Origin of the sequence: Limnohabitans radicicola (genome assembly GCF_014837235.1) — a bacterium.
Classification (GTDB): domain Bacteria; phylum Pseudomonadota; class Gammaproteobacteria; order Burkholderiales; family Burkholderiaceae_C; genus Limnohabitans_A; species Limnohabitans_A radicicola.
The window spans coordinates 524,456-539,294 of the sequence record NZ_JACYFT010000001.1 but is presented as its reverse complement, the minus strand read 5'-3'; the positions used below and the strand labels follow the sequence as shown (position 1 = coordinate 539,294).

Annotated in this window: 21 protein-coding genes; 20 read left to right on the top strand and 1 reads right to left on the bottom strand. The window is 63.0% G+C overall.

Annotation, left to right across the window (positions count from 1 at the left end; translation table 11 throughout):
- From IC609_RS02760 to tatC, 20 genes are all read left to right on the top strand, one after another.
- Positions 1–276, top strand: coding sequence for an STAS domain-containing protein (locus tag IC609_RS02760; protein ID WP_225223966.1), 276 nt, complete (start codon positions 1–3; stop codon positions 274–276).
- Positions 277–392: 116 nt separating this feature from the next.
- A complete protein-coding gene (locus IC609_RS02755; RefSeq protein WP_191817914.1) occupies positions 393–1,328 on the top strand; it encodes an ABC transporter ATP-binding protein in 936 nt (311 codons plus the stop codon).
- Entirely contained in the window at positions 1,325–2,080 is a 756-nt protein-coding gene (locus tag IC609_RS02750) for an ABC transporter permease (protein ID WP_191817913.1), read from the top strand. Before IC609_RS02755 ends, IC609_RS02750 begins: the two co-directional genes overlap by 4 nt.
- A gap of 6 nt (positions 2,081–2,086) precedes the next feature.
- Positions 2,087–2,329 (top strand): BolA family protein, encoded by a 243-nt coding sequence (locus IC609_RS02745; RefSeq protein ID WP_191817912.1) that lies wholly within the window; start codon positions 2,087–2,089, stop codon positions 2,327–2,329.
- Between the two features lie 42 nt (positions 2,330–2,371).
- The gene (murA, locus tag IC609_RS02740) at positions 2,372–3,637 is read left to right on the top strand and encodes a UDP-N-acetylglucosamine 1-carboxyvinyltransferase (protein ID WP_191817911.1); all 1,266 of its coding nucleotides are present in this window, start codon (positions 2,372–2,374) and stop codon (positions 3,635–3,637) included.
- A 32-nt stretch (positions 3,638–3,669) separates the two neighbouring features.
- A complete protein-coding gene (hisG, locus tag IC609_RS02735; RefSeq protein WP_191817910.1) occupies positions 3,670–4,311 on the top strand; it encodes an ATP phosphoribosyltransferase in 642 nt (213 codons plus the stop codon).
- Between the two features lie 2 nt (positions 4,312–4,313).
- The gene (hisD, locus tag IC609_RS02730; RefSeq protein ID WP_191817909.1) at positions 4,314–5,657 is read left to right on the top strand and encodes a histidinol dehydrogenase; all 1,344 of its coding nucleotides are present in this window, start codon (positions 4,314–4,316) and stop codon (positions 5,655–5,657) included.
- A complete protein-coding gene (gene hisC / locus IC609_RS02725; RefSeq protein ID WP_191817908.1) occupies positions 5,654–6,739 on the top strand; it encodes a histidinol-phosphate transaminase in 1,086 nt (361 codons plus the stop codon). The genes hisD and hisC overlap by 4 nt, the downstream gene beginning before the upstream one ends.
- On the top strand, positions 6,736–7,326 hold the full coding sequence (gene hisB / locus IC609_RS02720) for an imidazoleglycerol-phosphate dehydratase HisB (RefSeq protein ID WP_191817907.1): 591 nt from the start codon (positions 6,736–6,738) through the stop codon (positions 7,324–7,326). Before hisC ends, hisB begins: the two co-directional genes overlap by 4 nt.
- A gap of 2 nt (positions 7,327–7,328) precedes the next feature.
- A complete protein-coding gene (gene hisH, locus IC609_RS02715) occupies positions 7,329–7,985 on the top strand; it encodes an imidazole glycerol phosphate synthase subunit HisH (RefSeq protein ID WP_191817906.1) in 657 nt (218 codons plus the stop codon).
- A gap of 44 nt (positions 7,986–8,029) precedes the next feature.
- Positions 8,030–8,770: a 1-(5-phosphoribosyl)-5-[(5-phosphoribosylamino)methylideneamino]imidazole-4-carboxamide isomerase gene (hisA, locus tag IC609_RS02710; RefSeq protein ID WP_191817905.1), complete on the top strand. Its 741-nt coding sequence runs from the start codon at positions 8,030–8,032 to the stop codon at positions 8,768–8,770.
- Positions 8,771–8,789: 19 nt separating this feature from the next.
- The gene (locus IC609_RS02705; protein ID WP_191817904.1) at positions 8,790–9,647 is read left to right on the top strand and encodes a D-hexose-6-phosphate mutarotase; all 858 of its coding nucleotides are present in this window, start codon (positions 8,790–8,792) and stop codon (positions 9,645–9,647) included.
- Between the two features lie 23 nt (positions 9,648–9,670).
- Positions 9,671–10,471 (top strand): imidazole glycerol phosphate synthase subunit HisF, encoded by an 801-nt coding sequence (gene hisF / locus IC609_RS02700; protein WP_191817903.1) that lies wholly within the window; start codon positions 9,671–9,673, stop codon positions 10,469–10,471.
- A 2-nt stretch (positions 10,472–10,473) separates the two neighbouring features.
- Positions 10,474–10,863, top strand: a complete 390-nt coding sequence (hisI, locus tag IC609_RS02695) for a phosphoribosyl-AMP cyclohydrolase (RefSeq protein WP_191817902.1) — start codon at positions 10,474–10,476, stop codon at positions 10,861–10,863.
- A 13-nt stretch (positions 10,864–10,876) separates the two neighbouring features.
- Complete coding sequence (locus IC609_RS02690; RefSeq protein WP_191817901.1) at positions 10,877–11,245, top strand: phosphoribosyl-ATP diphosphatase; 369 nt, start codon at positions 10,877–10,879, stop codon at positions 11,243–11,245.
- A 4-nt stretch (positions 11,246–11,249) separates the two neighbouring features.
- Positions 11,250–11,627, top strand: a complete 378-nt coding sequence (locus IC609_RS02685) for a DUF4870 family protein (RefSeq protein ID WP_191817900.1) — start codon at positions 11,250–11,252, stop codon at positions 11,625–11,627.
- A gap of 11 nt (positions 11,628–11,638) precedes the next feature.
- Positions 11,639–11,992 (top strand): histidine triad nucleotide-binding protein, encoded by a 354-nt coding sequence (locus IC609_RS02680; protein ID WP_191817899.1) that lies wholly within the window; start codon positions 11,639–11,641, stop codon positions 11,990–11,992.
- Between the two features lie 88 nt (positions 11,993–12,080).
- Entirely contained in the window at positions 12,081–12,314 is a 234-nt protein-coding gene (gene tatA, locus IC609_RS02675; RefSeq protein ID WP_191817898.1) for a Sec-independent protein translocase subunit TatA, read from the top strand.
- Positions 12,315–12,334: 20 nt separating this feature from the next.
- Positions 12,335–12,796 carry a Sec-independent protein translocase protein TatB gene (gene tatB / locus IC609_RS02670; RefSeq protein ID WP_191817897.1) on the top strand — a complete coding sequence of 154 codons (462 nt, stop codon included), beginning with the start codon at positions 12,335–12,337 and terminating at the stop codon, positions 12,794–12,796.
- A gap of 49 nt (positions 12,797–12,845) precedes the next feature.
- Positions 12,846–13,631, top strand: coding sequence for a twin-arginine translocase subunit TatC (gene tatC / locus IC609_RS02665; RefSeq protein WP_191817896.1), 786 nt, complete (start codon positions 12,846–12,848; stop codon positions 13,629–13,631).
- A gap of 23 nt (positions 13,632–13,654) precedes the next feature.
- On the opposite strand, the gene IC609_RS02660 is transcribed toward tatC, so the two are convergent.
- A complete protein-coding gene (locus tag IC609_RS02660) occupies positions 13,655–14,800 on the bottom strand; it encodes a S1C family serine protease (protein WP_191817895.1) in 1,146 nt (381 codons plus the stop codon).
- Between the last annotated feature and the right edge of the window lie 39 nt (positions 14,801–14,839).

The window sequence follows — 14,839 nt, the reverse complement described above, 5'->3', positions numbered from 1 at the left end:
ATGACCGCATTCAAACTGCCCGCCACCTTGATGCACCCCCAGGCCAAAGCCTGCCGGGACGGGTGGGTGCAGTCCATGCGCGCGGCACCTGTCGGTGCGGCCTGGCAGCTCGACGCTTCGGCCCTCACCCAGTTCGACTCTTCGGCGCTCGCGGTGTTGCTGGCTTGCCGCCGCGAGGCGCTGGCTTTGGGCCAAGCCTTTGAGGTCCGGCACATACCAGCCAAGCTGCAGGAGTTGGCGGCTTTGTATGGGGTGAAGGCGCTTTTGGGTGACTGAATTCGCTGGGCACAGGCTCTGCCAGCGCCGGATTGTCCAGGTGCTTTGCCGTTTGCAGGCCAATTCCCCGTGCATCTGCCAGCCCAGACCGATGGAACACTTAAAATAGGCCCTTCATGTCTGCGCTCTCTTTCCAATCCGTTTCCAAGATCTACCCTGCCCGCAGTGCGGGTGCGTCTGCGTTTCAGGCGCTCAAACAGGTGTCTTTGGAGGTGCAGGAGGGCGAATTCTTCGGCCTGCTGGGCCCCAACGGCGCAGGCAAGACCACCCTGATCAGCATCCTGGCCGGTTTGAGCCGGGCGAGCGAAGGCCGTGTGCAGGTGCATGGCCACGATGTGCAGACCGACTACGCCGCCGCCCGCCGTCTGCTGGGTGTGGTGCCGCAAGAGCTGGTGTTTGACCCGTTTTTCACCGTGCGTGAATCGCTGCGTATCCAGTCGGGCTATTTCGGTGTGAAGGGCAACGACGATTGGATCGACGAGCTGCTCGACAGCCTGGGCCTGACCGACAAAGCCAACGCCAACATGCGCCAACTCTCGGGCGGCATGAAGCGCCGCGTGCTGGTGGCGCAGGCCCTGGTGCACAAACCCCGTGTGATCGTGCTCGATGAGCCCACTGCAGGTGTGGACGTCGAATTGCGCCAGACACTGTGGCAGTTCATCGCCAAGCTCAACAAGCAAGGCCATACCGTGCTGCTGACCACGCACTACCTGGAAGAAGCCGAAGCCCTGTGCGGCCGCATCGCCATGCTCAAGCGCGGCGAGGTGGTGGCTTTGGAGCGCACCTCCGACCTGCTCAAGTCCGCCACCAGCCAGGTGCTGCGCATGAAGCTCGATGGCGAGCTGCCTGCGGCCCTGGCCGCCATGGCGCGTGTGACCGGCCGCATCGTTCAGTTGCCGGTGCACAACGCGCTCGAAATCGAAAACCACCTGGCCACCATCCGCGCGGCGGGCCTGGTGGCCGAAGATGTGGAAATTCGCCAGCCTGACCTCGAAGATGTGTTCCTGGAAGTCATGAACCGCAAGCAACCCGCAACCGGAGTTTCGGCATGACCGGCTGGCAAACCCTTCTCTACAAAGAAGTCCTGCGTTTCTGGAAAGTCGCTTTCCAGACCATCGCTGCGCCCGTGCTCACCTCGGTGCTCTACATGCTGATCTTTGGCCATGTGCTCGAAGACCATGTCAAGGTCTACGACCAGGTGGCCTACACCTCCTTCCTTTTGCCGGGCCTCATCATGATGGGCGTGCTGCAAAACGCCTTCGCCAACAGCTCGTCGAGCCTGGTGCAGAGCAAGATCATGGGCAACATCGTGTTCCTGCTGCTCACGCCGCTGTCGCACCGCAGCTGGTTTGTGGCCTATGTGGGCTCATCGGTGGTGCGCGGTCTGGCGGTGGGTCTGGGCGTGTTCGTCATCACCGGCTGGATGGTCAACATCCACTTTGTCTACCCCTTGTGGATTCTGGCCTTCGCCATTCTGGGCGCGGCCATGATGGGCGCTTTGGGCGTGATCGCGGGCCTTTGGGCTGAAAAGTTCGACCAGATGGCCGCCTTTCAGAACTTCATCATCATGCCCATGACGTTCCTGTCGGGCGTGTTTTATTCCATCCACTCCTTGCCACCGTTTTGGCAGCAGCTGAGCCACCTCAACCCGTTCTTTTACATGATTGACGGTTTCCGGTATGGTTTCTTTGGCCAAAGCGATGTCTCACCCTGGACCAGTCTGGCCGTGGTGGGCACGGCCCTGGCGCTGGTCAGCGGCGTCACCCTTCACCTCTTGCGCACCGGCTACAAGATCCGGAGCTGAACCTTCATGAACGCAGAGCAACTTCACGCCATCATCGCCGCAGGGCTCCCATGCGCCCATCTGGAGGTCGATGGCGATGGCCGCCACTGGAATGCAGTGGTCGTGTCCGAGGCTTTCAATGGCTTGCGCCTGATTGCCCGCCACCAGAAGGTGTACGCCACCTTGGGCCAAAAAATGCACACCGATGAGGTGCATGCCCTGTCGATGAAAACTTTCACGCCCGCCGAGTGGGCTGCACAAGGGCGCTGAGCCGCTCCGCTGCCTGACACCCACACCGTACCGATTTTTCCAATGGACAAACTCAAAATTCGTGGCGGCAACCGCCTGCAAGGCACGATCGACGTGGCCGGTGCCAAGAACGCTGCCTTGCCCGAGCTGTGCGCTGCTTTGCTCACGGCCGAGCCGGTGACGCTGCGCAATGTGCCGCGCCTGCAGGACGTGTCGACCATGCTCAAGTTGATCCGCAACATGGGCGTACAGGCCGAGCACCACGCTGACGGCAGTGTCACGCTCGATGCGGGCGCACTGAACAACCCCGAAGCCCCTTACGAGCTGGTCAAAACCATGCGCGCCTCGGTGTTGGCGCTGGGCCCCTTGCTGGCCCGTTTTGGTCGCGCCAAAGTGTCGCTGCCCGGTGGTTGCGCCATCGGCTCACGTCCGGTGGACCAGCACATCAAGGGCTTGCAGGCCATGGGTGCCGAGATCACGGTGGAGCACGGCTACATGCTGGCCAGCCTGCCCGCAGGCCGCACGCGCCTCAAGGGCGCGCGCATCACCACCGACATGGTCACAGTGACGGGCACCGAGAACTTCATGATGGCGGCCGCTTTGGCCGAGTGCGAAACCGTGCTCGAAAACGCGGCCCAGGAGCCCGAGATCACCGACCTGGCCGAAATGCTCATTGCCATGGGCGCCAAGATCGAAGGCCACGGCACCAGCAAGATCCGTATCCAGGGCGTAGAGCGCCTGCATGGTGGTGAGCACCAGGTGGTGGCTGACCGCATCGAGGCGGGCACGTTCTTGTGTGCGGTCGCCGCCACGGGCGGCGATGTGGTGCTGCGCCACGGCCGTGCTGACCACCTGGACGCGGTCATCGACAAGCTGCGCGATGCCGGGGCCACGATCGAAGCCGGTGAGGGCTTCATCCGTGTGAAGTCCGAAGGGCGCTTGAAGGCCCAAAACTTTCGCACCACCGAATACCCGGGCTTCCCAACCGACATGCAGGCGCAGTTCATGGCGCTCAACTGCATCTCCAAGGGGGCCAGCAAGGTGACCGAGACGATTTTTGAAAACCGCTTCATGCACGTCAACGAGCTGGTGCGCCTGGGCGCGCACATCCAGATCGACGGCAAGGTGTCGGTGATCGAAGGCGTGGAGAAACTTTCGGGCGCCACCGTGATGGCGACCGACCTGCGCGCCTCGGCCAGTCTGGTGATTGCAGGGCTGGTGGCTGAAGGTGAAACCATTGTGGACCGCATCTACCACCTGGATCGCGGTTACGACCGCATGGAAGCCAAACTGCGCGCTGTGGGCGCCGACATCGAACGCATCCAATGAAACCCGGGGCGCAAGCCCTGGCTGAAACGAACATGATCACACTGGCCCTGTCCAAAGGACGCATCTTTGACGAAACCCTGCCGCTGCTCCAGGCTGCAGGCATCGAGGTGCTCGAAGACCCCGAAAAATCGCGCAAGCTGATCCTGCCGACCAACCAGGCCAATGTGCGCGTGGTGCTGGTGCGCGCCAGCGATGTGCCCACTTATGTGGAATACGGCGGCGCCGATCTGGGTGTGACGGGTTTGGACACCTTGATCGAACACGGCGGCCAGGGCCTGTACCAGCCGCTGGACCTCAACATCGCCAAATGCCGCATGAGCGTGGCGGTGCGCGCCGACTACGACTACGCCGCACAGGTGCGCACCGGTGCACGCCTGAAAGTGGCCACCAAATACACTGCGATTGCGCGTGACTTTTTTGCCACCAAGGGCGTGCACGTCGACCTGATCAAGCTCTACGGCAGCATGGAGCTGGCCCCGCTGACGGGCTTGGCCGATGCGATTGTCGATCTGGTGTCGACAGGCAACACGCTCAAGGCCAACCACTTGGTCGAGGTCGAACGCATCATGGACATCAGCTCGCGTCTGGTGGTGAACCAGGCCGCGCTCAAGCTCAAGCAGGCGCCGATCCGCGCCATCATCGACGCCTTTGCGGGCGCCGTGAAGAAAGACTGAACATGGCCCTGTACGCCAAACCATTGCAACTGAACACGGCCGACGCCGGTTTTGAAGCGGCCTTTGCGGCCCGCTTGCATTGGTCTGCCGACACCGACGCCGCCATCGAGCAGCGCGTGGCCGACATCCTGGCCGATGTGCAAAAGCGCGGCGACGCGGCCGTGCTCGAGTACACCCAGCGCTTTGACGGCCTGCAAGCGACCGATGTGAAGGCGCTCGAAATCACCCAGACCGAGCTGCAAGCCGCTTTGGACAGTCTGCCCGCTGCCCAGCGCGAAGCCCTGCAAGCCGCAGCCAGCCGTGTGCGCCGGTACCACGAGGCCCAAAAGAAAGCCTCGGGCGAGAGCTGGAGCTACCGCGACGAAGACGGCACGCTGCTGGGCCAGAAGGTGACGCCGCTCGACCGCGTGGGCATTTACGTGCCCGGCGGCAAAGCCGCTTACCCCTCTTCGGTGTTGATGAACGCCATCCCTGCCCATGTGGCCGGGGTGCAGGACATCATCATGGTGGTGCCCACGCCAGCTGGCGTGCGCAACCCGCTGGTGCTGGCCGCCGCCTGTGTGGCCGGTGTGAGCCGCGCCTTCACCGTGGGCGGCGCGCAGGCCGTGGCTGCTTTGGCGTACGGCACGGCGACCATCCCCAAGGTCGACAAGATCACCGGCCCGGGCAACGCCTATGTGGCCAGCGCCAAAAAGCGCGTCTTCGGCGCCGTGGGCATCGACATGATTGCGGGGCCCTCAGAAATTCTGGTGTTGGCCGATGGAACCACCCCCGCCGAATGGGTGGCGATGGACCTCTTCAGCCAGGCCGAGCACGACGAGCTCGCACAAAGCATTTTGTTGTGCCCCGATGCGGCCTACATTGATGCGGTGCAGGCCGCCATTGACCGCCTGTTGCCCGAGATGCCGCGCCGCGAGATCATCGCCAAGAGCCTGAACGACCGGGGTGCGCTGATCCTCACGCGCAACATGGAAGAAGCCTGCGCCATCAGCAACCGCATCGCGCCCGAGCACCTGGAAGTCTCCAGCCGCGACCCGCACCGCTGGGAGCCGCTGCTGCGCCATGCGGGCGCGATCTTTTTGGGTGCGTTCACCAGCGAGTCGCTGGGCGACTACTGCGCCGGTCCCAACCACGTGCTGCCTACCAGCGGCACGGCGCGTTTCTCCTCGCCCTTGGGCGTGTACGACTTTCAAAAACGCAGCAGCCTGATCGAGGTCAGCGAAGCCGGAGCGCAGCCGCTGGGCCGCATCGCCGCAGAATTGGCTTATGGCGAAGGCCTGCAGGCCCATGCCCGTGCCGCTGAGTTGCGTTTGAACCCTGTGCCCCCGATGCGAGACACCCAATGAGCAACGTCAGCCCCCAACTCATGCAACGCATCCGCCAGGACGTGCAGTCCATGCACGCCTATGCCATCCAGGATTCGGTCGGCATGGTCAAGCTCGATGCGATGGAAAACCCGCACCGCCTGCCTGCTGATTTGCAAAAGGCTTTGGGCGAGCGCCTGGGCGCGCTGGCGCTCAACCGCTACCCCGATGGCCGCGTGAACGACCTGCGCGCAGCGCTGGCCCAGCACGCGGGCATGCCCGATGGTTTTGACATCATGCTGGGCAACGGTTCGGACGAGTTGATCTCGCTCTTGGCCATGGCCTGCGATGTGCCTGGAGCAAGCATCCTCGCGCCCTTGCCCGGCTTTGTGATGTACGCCATGAGCGCCCAGCTGCAAGGCCTGGCCTTCCACGGCGTGCCGCTCACGGCTGACTTTGAACTCGACGAAGCGGCCATGCTGGCCGCCATTGCCGAGCACAAGCCGTCCATCATCTACCTCGCCTACCCCAACAACCCCACGGGCAACCTGTGGAACGACGACACGATCGAGAAGATCGTCCTGGCCCAAGGCGCACAAGGCGGCCTGGTGGTCATGGACGAGGCCTACCAGCCCTTTGCCAGCAAGAGCTACATGGACCGCATCACGCGCCACACGCATGTGCTCTTGATGCGCACGCTCAGCAAGTTCGGTCTGGCCGGTGTGCGTCTGGGCTACATGGTGGGCCCCAAGGCCCTGGTGGCCGAGATTGACAAAGTGCGCCCCCCTTACAACATCAGTGTGCTCAATTACGAGTGCGCGCTGTTCGCGCTGGAGCATGCCGAGGTGTTTGCTGCCCAGGCCAAAGACCTGCGCGAGCAACGTGCCCGTTTGCTGCAAGCGCTGGCCGCCTTGCCCGGCGTGACCCCGTTCCCGAGCGAGGCCAACATGGTCCTGGCCCGCGTGCCCGATGCGGCCCGAATCTTTGAGGGTATGAAAGCCCACAAAGTGCTGGTCAAGAACGTTTCTAAAATGCACCCATTGCTGGCCAATTGCCTGCGTCTGACGGTGGGCACTGCCGCAGAAAACGACCAACTCCTCGCCGCTTTGAAAGCCTCCTTATGAACCGCACCGCTGCAGTCACCCGCAAGACGGCCGAGACCAACATCCGCGTCGCCCTCAACCTGGACGGCACGGGCCAGGCCAAGCTGAATACCGGCATCGGTTTTCTGGACCACATGCTCGACCAGATCGCCCGCCACGGCTTGATTGACCTCGACATCGCCTGCGAAGGCGACTTGCACATCGACGGCCATCACACGGTGGAAGACGTTGGCATCACCTTGGGTCAGGCTTTCGCGCAAGCCATTGGCGATAAAAAAGGCATCCGCCGTTATGGCCATGCCTATGTGCCACTCGACGAGGCCTTGAGCCGCGTGGTGGTGGATTTTTCGGGCCGCCCGGGTTTGCACATGGACGTGAATTTCACCTCCGGCATGATCGGCGCGCTCGACACCCAGTTGGTATTCGAGTTCTTCCAGGGCTTTGTGAACCACGCCCTGTGCACGCTGCACATTGACAACCTCAAGGGCGTGAATGCGCACCACCAGTGCGAGACCATCTTCAAGGCTTTCGCACGGGCCATTCGCGCAGCGCTTGAACTTGATCCACGTTCGGCGGGCGTGATCCCATCGACCAAGGGAAGTCTCTGAGCATGAGCGTCAATCGCGTCGCAGTGGTGGACTACGGCATGGGCAACCTGCGCAGCGTGGCGCAGGCGGTCATCCATGCGGCCTCCAGCGTGGACCATGCCGAAGTGACGGTGACGTCTGACCCGCAAGTGGTGCGCGACGCGCACCGCGTGGTCCTGCCGGGGCAGGGTGCCATGCCCGACTGCATGCGCGAGTTGCGCGAGTCGGGCCTGATGGAGGCCGTGCTTGAAGCCGCCGCCAGCAAACCCCTGTTTGGCGTGTGTGTGGGCATGCAGATGCTGCTGGACCACAGCGACGAGGGCGACACGCCCGGCCTGGGTTTGATCCCCGGCCGCGTGGTCAAGTTCGATTTGGTCGGACAAACGCAGCCCGACGGCACCCGCTACAAAGTGCCGCAAATGGGCTGGAACCAGGTCTGGCAAGATGCACCTGCGCACCCGCTGTGGCGCGGCATTGCCGACGGCAGCTGGTACTATTTTGTGCACAGCTTCTACGCCCAAGTGGCCAACCCGGCGCACAGTGCGGCCCAGACCGACTACGGCGGCCGCTTTGCCTGCGCAGTGGCCCGCGACAATATTTTTGCGACCCAGTTTCACCCCGAAAAGAGCGCGGCCCAGGGCTTGGCCTTGTTCCGCAATTTTCTCCACTGGCAGCCTTGAGTGGTTTTCACTGCCGTTTTTCTTTCACCTGCTTTTAACTTGCCATGATTCTGATCCCCGCCATTGACCTCAAAGACGGCCACTGCGTTCGCCTCAAGCAGGGCGATATGGACCAAGCCACGACCTTCGGTGAAGACCCGGCCGCCATGGCACGCACCTGGCTCGAAAAAGGCGCACGCCGCCTGCACCTGGTGGATCTGAACGGCGCGTTTGCAGGCAAGCCACAAAACTTTGGCGCCATCAAGGCCATCCTCAAGGCCGTGGGCGACGACATTCCAGTGCAGTTGGGTGGTGGCATCCGCGATCTGGACACGATCGAAAAATACATCGACAGCGGCCTGCGCTACGTCATCATCGGCACCGCTGCCGTCAAGAACCCGGGTTTCTTGAAAGACGCCTGCACCGCCTTTGGTGGCCACATCATCGTGGGCCTGGACGCCAAGGACGGCAAAGTCGCCACCGACGGCTGGAGCAAGCTCACCGGCCACGAAGTGGTCGACATGGCCAAGAAGTTCGAGGACTGGGGCGTCGAGTCCATCATTTATACCGACATCGGCCGTGACGGCATGCTCAGTGGCATCAACATCGACGCCACCGTCAAGCTGGCGCAGGCCCTCACCATCCCCGTGATCGCTTCGGGCGGCCTGTCCAACATGGCCGACATCGAGCAGCTGTGCGCGGTCGAAGACGAAGGCGTGGAAGGCGTGATCTGCGGCCGTGCGATCTACTCGGGCGACCTCGACTTTGCGCTGGCGCAGCAACGCGCTGACGAACTCAACGGTTGAACCCCACAGGCAACGCCAGATGACCGGGCAGGCCACTTGTCGCGACACCGTGTTCGCAGGTCTGCCGGCTTGCGAGTTGGCGCTGCCAGCGGGCGACCGCCTGGTGGTGGCCTTGCACGGCGCGCATGTGCTGTCCTGGGTCTCGGGCGGGCAAGAGCGGCTGTACCTCAGCCCTCAAAGCGTGATGAACGGCCAGGCCGCCATCCGAGGCGGTGTGCCCGTGTGCTTTCCGCAGTTCAACCAGCGCGGCCCCCTGGCCGACCGCTTGCCCAAACACGGCTTTGCACGCAACGTGGCCTGGCTGGCCGATGCAGCTGAACTGACCGCTGAGCATGCACGCCTCACACTGCGCTTGCAAGACAACGTCCAGACCCGCCAGTGGTGGCCTCAAGCCTTTGAGGCCCAGCTGCACATCGATCTGAGCCCTGGCGCGGTGCAGCTGACCCTGAGCATCCACAACACCGATGCGCAGCCCTTGGCGTTTTCGGGCGCACTGCACACCTACCTGGCCGTGCCCGACGTGACGCAAGCCACGCTGCAGGGCCTGGGCGGCCAGCCCGAATGGGATTCGCTCAGCGACACCCATGCGACCGCTGCCGACACCCTCCGCTTTGCCGCCGAATTTGACCGCGTGTACGAAGCTGCACCGAATCCGATGACGCTGAACCAGACCCTGCAGATCAGCCAAAGCCCCAGCTGGGTCAACACCGTGGTCTGGAACCCTGCGCAAGACCTGTGCAAGCGCCTGGCCGACATGCCCGATGACGGCTGGCGCCAGATGCTCTGCGTCGAAGCTGCGCAGGTGTACGAGCCCATCACCTTGCCTGCGGGCGGGCGCTGGGCGGGCTGGCAGCGCTTGCAAGTGCTGAACCCCTGAACCATCCAACAAGAGAAGTCTCCATGCTCGCCAAACGCATCATCCCTTGCCTCGACGTGACCGGCGGTCGCGTGGTCAAGGGCGTCAACTTTGTCGAACTGCGCGACGCGGGCGATCCGGTCGAAATCGCGGCCCGCTACAACGAGCAGGGCGCTGACGAACTCACCTTTTTGGACATCACCGCCACCAGCGACGGCCGCGACGTGATCCTGCACATCATCGAGGCCGTGGCCAGCCAGGTGTTCATTCCGCTGACGGTGGGTGGCGGCGTGCGCACCGTCGAAGACGTGCGCCGCCTGCTCAACGCCGGGGCCGACAAGACCAGTTTCAACTCGGCAGCGATTGCAAACCCGCAAGTCATCCGCGACGCGTCTGACAAATACGGTGCGCAGTGCATCGTGGTCGCCATCGACGCCAAACGTCGCACGCCCGAAGACGAACAGCGCATCGGCGCCAACGGTTTGCCCATGGGCCCCGGCTGGGACGTGTACAGCCACGGGGGCCGCAAAAACGTGGGCCTGGACGCCGTGGCCTGGGCCACGCAAATGGCCGAGTACGGCGCAGGTGAAATCCTGCTCACCAGCATGGACCGCGACGGCACCAAAAGCGGTTTTGACCTGCAACTGACCCGCGCCGTGAGCGACGCTGTGAGCGTGCCCGTGATCGCATCGGGCGGTGTGGGCAACCTCGATCACCTGGCTGACGGCGTGAGCATCGGCGGGGCGGATGCGGTGTTGGCGGCCAGCATCTTCCATTACGGGGAGTACACCGTACAACAAGCCAAAGAGCGCATGCGCGAGCGTGGCATTCCTGTCAGGTTGTGAACATGAATTGGCTCGACAAGATCAAATGGGACGACAAAGGCCTGGTGCCCGTGATCGCCCAGGAAAAAGACACTGGCGACGTGCTGATGTTCGCGTGGATGAACCGCGAGGCGCTGCAAAAAACCGCCGAACTGAAACGGGCGGTGTATTTCAGCCGTTCGCGCAACAAGCTGTGGTTCAAGGGCGAGGAGTCCGGCCATGTACAGACCGTGCACGACATCCGGCTGGACTGCGACAACGATGTCGTGCTGCTCAAGGTGACCCAGCTGGGCCACGAGCCGGGCATTGCCTGCCACACGGGGCGGCACAGCTGCTTTTTCCAGAGTCTGCAGCCCGACGGCTGGCGGGCTGTTGACCCGGTCCTGAAGGACCCTGAAACCATTTACAAGTGAGCGCCCTAAGCCTATGACCAACCAGGACATCCTTGACCGCCTCGCGGCCGTGGTCGAAAGCCGCAAACCCGCCAATGGCGGCGACCCTGAAAAAAGCTACGTGGCCCGCCTGCTGCACAAAGGGCCCGACGCTTTTTTGAAGAAGATCGGCGAAGAGGCCACCGAGACCGTGATGGCGGCCAAAGACGTGGACCATGGCGGGGACAAAGCCAAGCTGGTCTACGAGGTGGCTGACCTGTGGTTCCACAGCATGATCGCGCTGGCCCACTATGGCTTGACGCCCGCCGATGTGGTCAACGAACTGGCCCGCCGTGAGGGCCTGAGCGGCCTCGAAGAAAAAGCCCTGCGCAAGGCGCAAGCGCGCGAAGCGTCCGGCGAGTGATGCCATGAGCACCGACGACTTCCAGCAGGACAGCGATCTGACGATCAGCTGGGTCAGCTACGTGCTGCACCTGGTGGTGGCCGTCGGGGCGGTGATTCCGGGCGGGCAGGTCGGCCCCTTGCTGCTGGTGGTGGCGCTGATCATCGATCTGGTCAAGCGTGGTGATGTGCAGGGCTGGCAGCGCAGCCATTTTGGCTACCGCCTGCGCACGGTGCTGTGGGCGGCGCTGCTGTACCTGCTGACCGCGCCCCTGTGGGCTCTGTTTTTCTTCCCGGGCTGGCTGGCCTGGGTGGTGATTTCCATCTGGTTTCTTTACCGCGTCGTGCTGGGCATGGTGCGGCTCAATCGGGGTCAGGCCATGCCGGACCCGTCTGCTGTATGAAGTTTTCAACCATGAGCGACAACTGCATCTTCTGCAAGATCGTGGCGGGCCAGATCCCGTCGCGCAAGGTCCACGAGGACGACCATGTGTATGCCTTTCATGACATCGCGCCCTGGGCGCCGATCCACTTTTTGATCATCCCCAAGCTGCACATCCCCTCGATGGCGCACCTGGCCCCCGAGCATGCGGCTCTGATGGGCCACATGATGACCCTGGCCCCCCAGCTGGCTTTGCAGGAGGGCTGTAACCCCTACCCGGAGGGCGGTTTCCGCATCGTGGTCAACAATGGGGCAGAGGGCGGCCAAGAGGTGCACCACCTGCACATGCACGTCATGGGTGGCCCGCGTCCCTGGCTCAGGGGCTGACAGACTGGGGATGGCCTTGGGTTTGCAGGCGTTTGCCATGCACCCGGACAACCCCTTTAGAATCCCGAATCAACGTTAGGAGAATTTCATGGGTTCCTTTTCCATTTGGCACTGGCTGATCGTTTTGCTGATCGTCGTGATGGTGTTCGGCACCAAAAAGCTCAAGAACATCGGTTCTGACCTGGGCGGCGCCGTCAAGGGCTTCAAGGACGGCATGAAAGAAGGCAACACTTCCGAAGAAAAGCCCGCGACCCCTGTGGCAGCGCAGCAGGTTCAGGCTGACAAAACCACGATCGACGTGGAAGCCAAGACCAAGTCCTGAACTGAACAGCCAGGCCCGTTTTGCTTGATTTAGGCATTTCCAAAATCGCGCTGATTGGCGCTGTGGCGCTGATTGTGATCGGCCCCGAGAAACTGCCGCGCGTGGCGCGAACAGTGGGCACCTTGTTGGGCAAGGCGCAGCGCTATGTGGCCGACGTCAAGGCCGAGGTCAACCGGTCCATGGACCTGGAAGAGCTCAAAAAGATGAAGGACACGGTCGAATCCGCCGCCCGCGATGTGGAGCAGTCGGTGCAGACCAGTGCTTCGGATTTCGAGAAGGACTGGGCCGAGGTGACGTCCAGCGCGTCGGCCGAGTCGTCGCCTTGGACGCCACCCCCGCCTGAATACAAGCACCCTGGCAAGCACTGGCGCCTCAAGCGCGGCGCTGTGCCGCAGTGGTACAAAGCCCGCTCGGGCGTGCGGACCAAAGCCTTGTCCGGCGCGGCCCGCGTGGCCCGTTACCGGCCCAAGCCACTCAACTGATTGCACTGGTCACTGCGGCAAGCGGCTGCGCTGACCCCTGGATTCCCTCATGTCCGATACCCCTCCCAAGCCCGAAGACGAATTGGCCGGCACTGAGCAGCCCTTTGTCGCTCACCTGATCGAGCTGCGCGACCGCCTGGTGCGTGCCATGCTGGCCATCGCGGTGGCGGCGGTGGCCCTGTCGCTTTACCCTGGCCCAGGCGAGCTGTACGACCTGCTGGCCGCGCCTTTGGTGGCGCATTTGCCCAAGGGGGCCACGCTGATCGCGACCTCGGTCATCTCGCCGTTCATGGTGCCGCTCAAGATCATGCTGATGACGGCGTTTTTGATCGCCTTGCCGGTGGTGCTCTACCAGATGTGGGCCTTTGTGGCGCCAGGCCTGTATGCCCATGAGAAAAAGCTGATCCTGCCTTTGGTGGTGTCCAGTACCTTGTTGTTTTTCGTGGGGGTGGCGTTTTGCTACTTCTTCGTGTTCGGGCAGGTGTTCAAGTTCATCCAGGGCTTTGCACCCAAGAGCATCACGGCCGCGCCTGACATCGAGGCCTATCTCAGCTTTGTGCTGACCATGTTCCTGGCCTTTGGCCTGGCGTTTGAGGTGCCGGTGGTGGTGGTGGTGCTGGCCCGCATGGGCATTGTGAGCGTGCAAAAGCTCAAGGACTTCCGCGGCTACTTTGTGGTGCTGGCCTTCGTGATCGCAGCCGTGGTCACGCCGCCCGATGTGGTGTCACAACTGGCGCTGGCCATTCCCATGTGCCTGCTTTACGAAATGGGCATTTGGGCGGCGCAGATTTTCATCAAGCACACGCAGGCACCTGACGCAGAACCTTCGGCTTGAGTTGGCCGCGCAGCCTGCGGCCATCAGCGATGGCGCGGCGAGGGGCGCTGGCCTGGCGTGATGGTGATGTCCGTCAGGCCCTGACGGCGCCAGACCTGCAGCTGGGCTTTGGCACCGGGTGACAAGCTGGCCACGCTGCTGAGCAGCTCGGACACATTGCCAACCGACTGGCTGTTGACTTTCACGATCACATCTCCGGGGCGGATGCCCGCTTTGGCTGCCGGGCCGTTTTGCAGCACGCCGGTGATGACCACGCCCGTCAAGGCGTCCTGGCCTGTGCCAGAGGGCAGATTGAATGTCGCGGCCAGCTCCGGGCTCAGGTCCTGGGGCTCCACGCCAATCCAGCCTCGGGTGACTTTGCCGTCGCGGATCAGGTCTTTCATGACCGACAGGGCTGTGGACACGGGAATGGCAAAGCCGATGCCCATGTTGCCGCCCGAGCGGGAATAGATGGCGGTGTTGATGCCGATCAGGTGGCCATTCACATCGACCAGCGCACCGCCCGAGTTGCCGGGGTTGATGGCGGCATCGGTCTGGATGAAGTTTTCAAAAGTGTTGATGCCCAGTTGGTTGCGGCCCAGCGCGCTGACGATGCCCGAGGTCACGGTCTGGCCTACGCCAAAGGGGTTGCCAATGGCCAGGGCGATGTCGCCCACACGCAGGCCCTCCGACTGACCGAGCACGATGACCGGCAGTTTGTCCATGGTGATTTTGAGCAGGGCCAGGTCGCTGTCCGGGTCGGTGCCGATCACCTTGGCTTGCGCGCGGCGGCCATCGGTCAGGACTACTTCGATGTCGTCGGCCTCCTCGATCACATGGTTGTTGGTGAGGATGTGCCCCTCGGGGCTGACGATCACGCCGCTGCCCAGGCCTGCCGAGTTGTCTTCGTCCGGGTCGCCATGAAAGTAACGTGACCAGGGGTCTTGCAGCTTGGACTGCTTGGCCTTGCTGGTGTTGATGCTGACCACGGCCGGGGACGCTTTTTGTGCTGCGCCGCTCAGGCTGCCCGCCACGCGCGCCTCGGTGCTGGTGGCGGGGGCCTGCAGCAGGGTCATGCCGCCGCTGCGTTGTACGCCTTGCAGCCATTCAGGTTTGAGGGTGGCGACGATGAACCACAGGGCCAACAGCACGGTCACCGATTGCGAAAAAAGAAGCCAGGAGCGTTTCATGGTCGGGATTGTCCCTTTTTTCGACCGTGCTGCCATTTT

Bases quoted from the DNA above. Each gene is read 5' to 3' on its own strand.
- IC609_RS02745 (WP_191817912.1), top strand. From the start codon at position 2,087: ATGAACGCAGAGCAACTTCACGCCATCATCGCCGCAGGGCTCCCATGC.
- IC609_RS02685 (WP_191817900.1), top strand. From the start codon at position 11,250: ATGAGCACCGACGACTTCCAGCAGGACAGCGATCTGACGATCAGCTGG.
- IC609_RS02760 (WP_225223966.1), top strand. From the start codon at position 1: ATGACCGCATTCAAACTGCCCGCCACCTTGATGCACCCCCAGGCCAAA.
- IC609_RS02755 (WP_191817914.1), top strand. From the start codon at position 393: ATGTCTGCGCTCTCTTTCCAATCCGTTTCCAAGATCTACCCTGCCCGC.
- hisI (WP_191817902.1), top strand. From the start codon at position 10,474: ATGAATTGGCTCGACAAGATCAAATGGGACGACAAAGGCCTGGTGCCC.
- IC609_RS02705 (WP_191817904.1), top strand. From the start codon at position 8,790: ATGACCGGGCAGGCCACTTGTCGCGACACCGTGTTCGCAGGTCTGCCG.
- hisF (WP_191817903.1), top strand. From the start codon at position 9,671: ATGCTCGCCAAACGCATCATCCCTTGCCTCGACGTGACCGGCGGTCGC.
- IC609_RS02750 (WP_191817913.1), top strand. From the start codon at position 1,325: ATGACCGGCTGGCAAACCCTTCTCTACAAAGAAGTCCTGCGTTTCTGG.
- hisD (WP_191817909.1), top strand. From the start codon at position 4,314: ATGGCCCTGTACGCCAAACCATTGCAACTGAACACGGCCGACGCCGGT.
- hisC (WP_191817908.1), top strand. From the start codon at position 5,654: ATGAGCAACGTCAGCCCCCAACTCATGCAACGCATCCGCCAGGACGTG.
- IC609_RS02680 (WP_191817899.1), top strand. From the start codon at position 11,639: ATGAGCGACAACTGCATCTTCTGCAAGATCGTGGCGGGCCAGATCCCG.
- hisA (WP_191817905.1), top strand. From the start codon at position 8,030: ATGATTCTGATCCCCGCCATTGACCTCAAAGACGGCCACTGCGTTCGC.
- hisG (WP_191817910.1), top strand. From the start codon at position 3,670: ATGATCACACTGGCCCTGTCCAAAGGACGCATCTTTGACGAAACCCTG.
- tatC (WP_191817896.1), top strand. From the start codon at position 12,846: ATGTCCGATACCCCTCCCAAGCCCGAAGACGAATTGGCCGGCACTGAG.
- hisH (WP_191817906.1), top strand. From the start codon at position 7,329: ATGAGCGTCAATCGCGTCGCAGTGGTGGACTACGGCATGGGCAACCTG.
- IC609_RS02690 (WP_191817901.1), top strand. From the start codon at position 10,877: ATGACCAACCAGGACATCCTTGACCGCCTCGCGGCCGTGGTCGAAAGC.
- tatA (WP_191817898.1), top strand. From the start codon at position 12,081: ATGGGTTCCTTTTCCATTTGGCACTGGCTGATCGTTTTGCTGATCGTC.
- hisB (WP_191817907.1), top strand. From the start codon at position 6,736: ATGAACCGCACCGCTGCAGTCACCCGCAAGACGGCCGAGACCAACATC.
- IC609_RS02660 (WP_191817895.1), bottom strand. From the start codon at position 14,800: ATGAAACGCTCCTGGCTTCTTTTTTCGCAATCGGTGACCGTGCTGTTG.
- murA (WP_191817911.1), top strand. From the start codon at position 2,372: ATGGACAAACTCAAAATTCGTGGCGGCAACCGCCTGCAAGGCACGATC.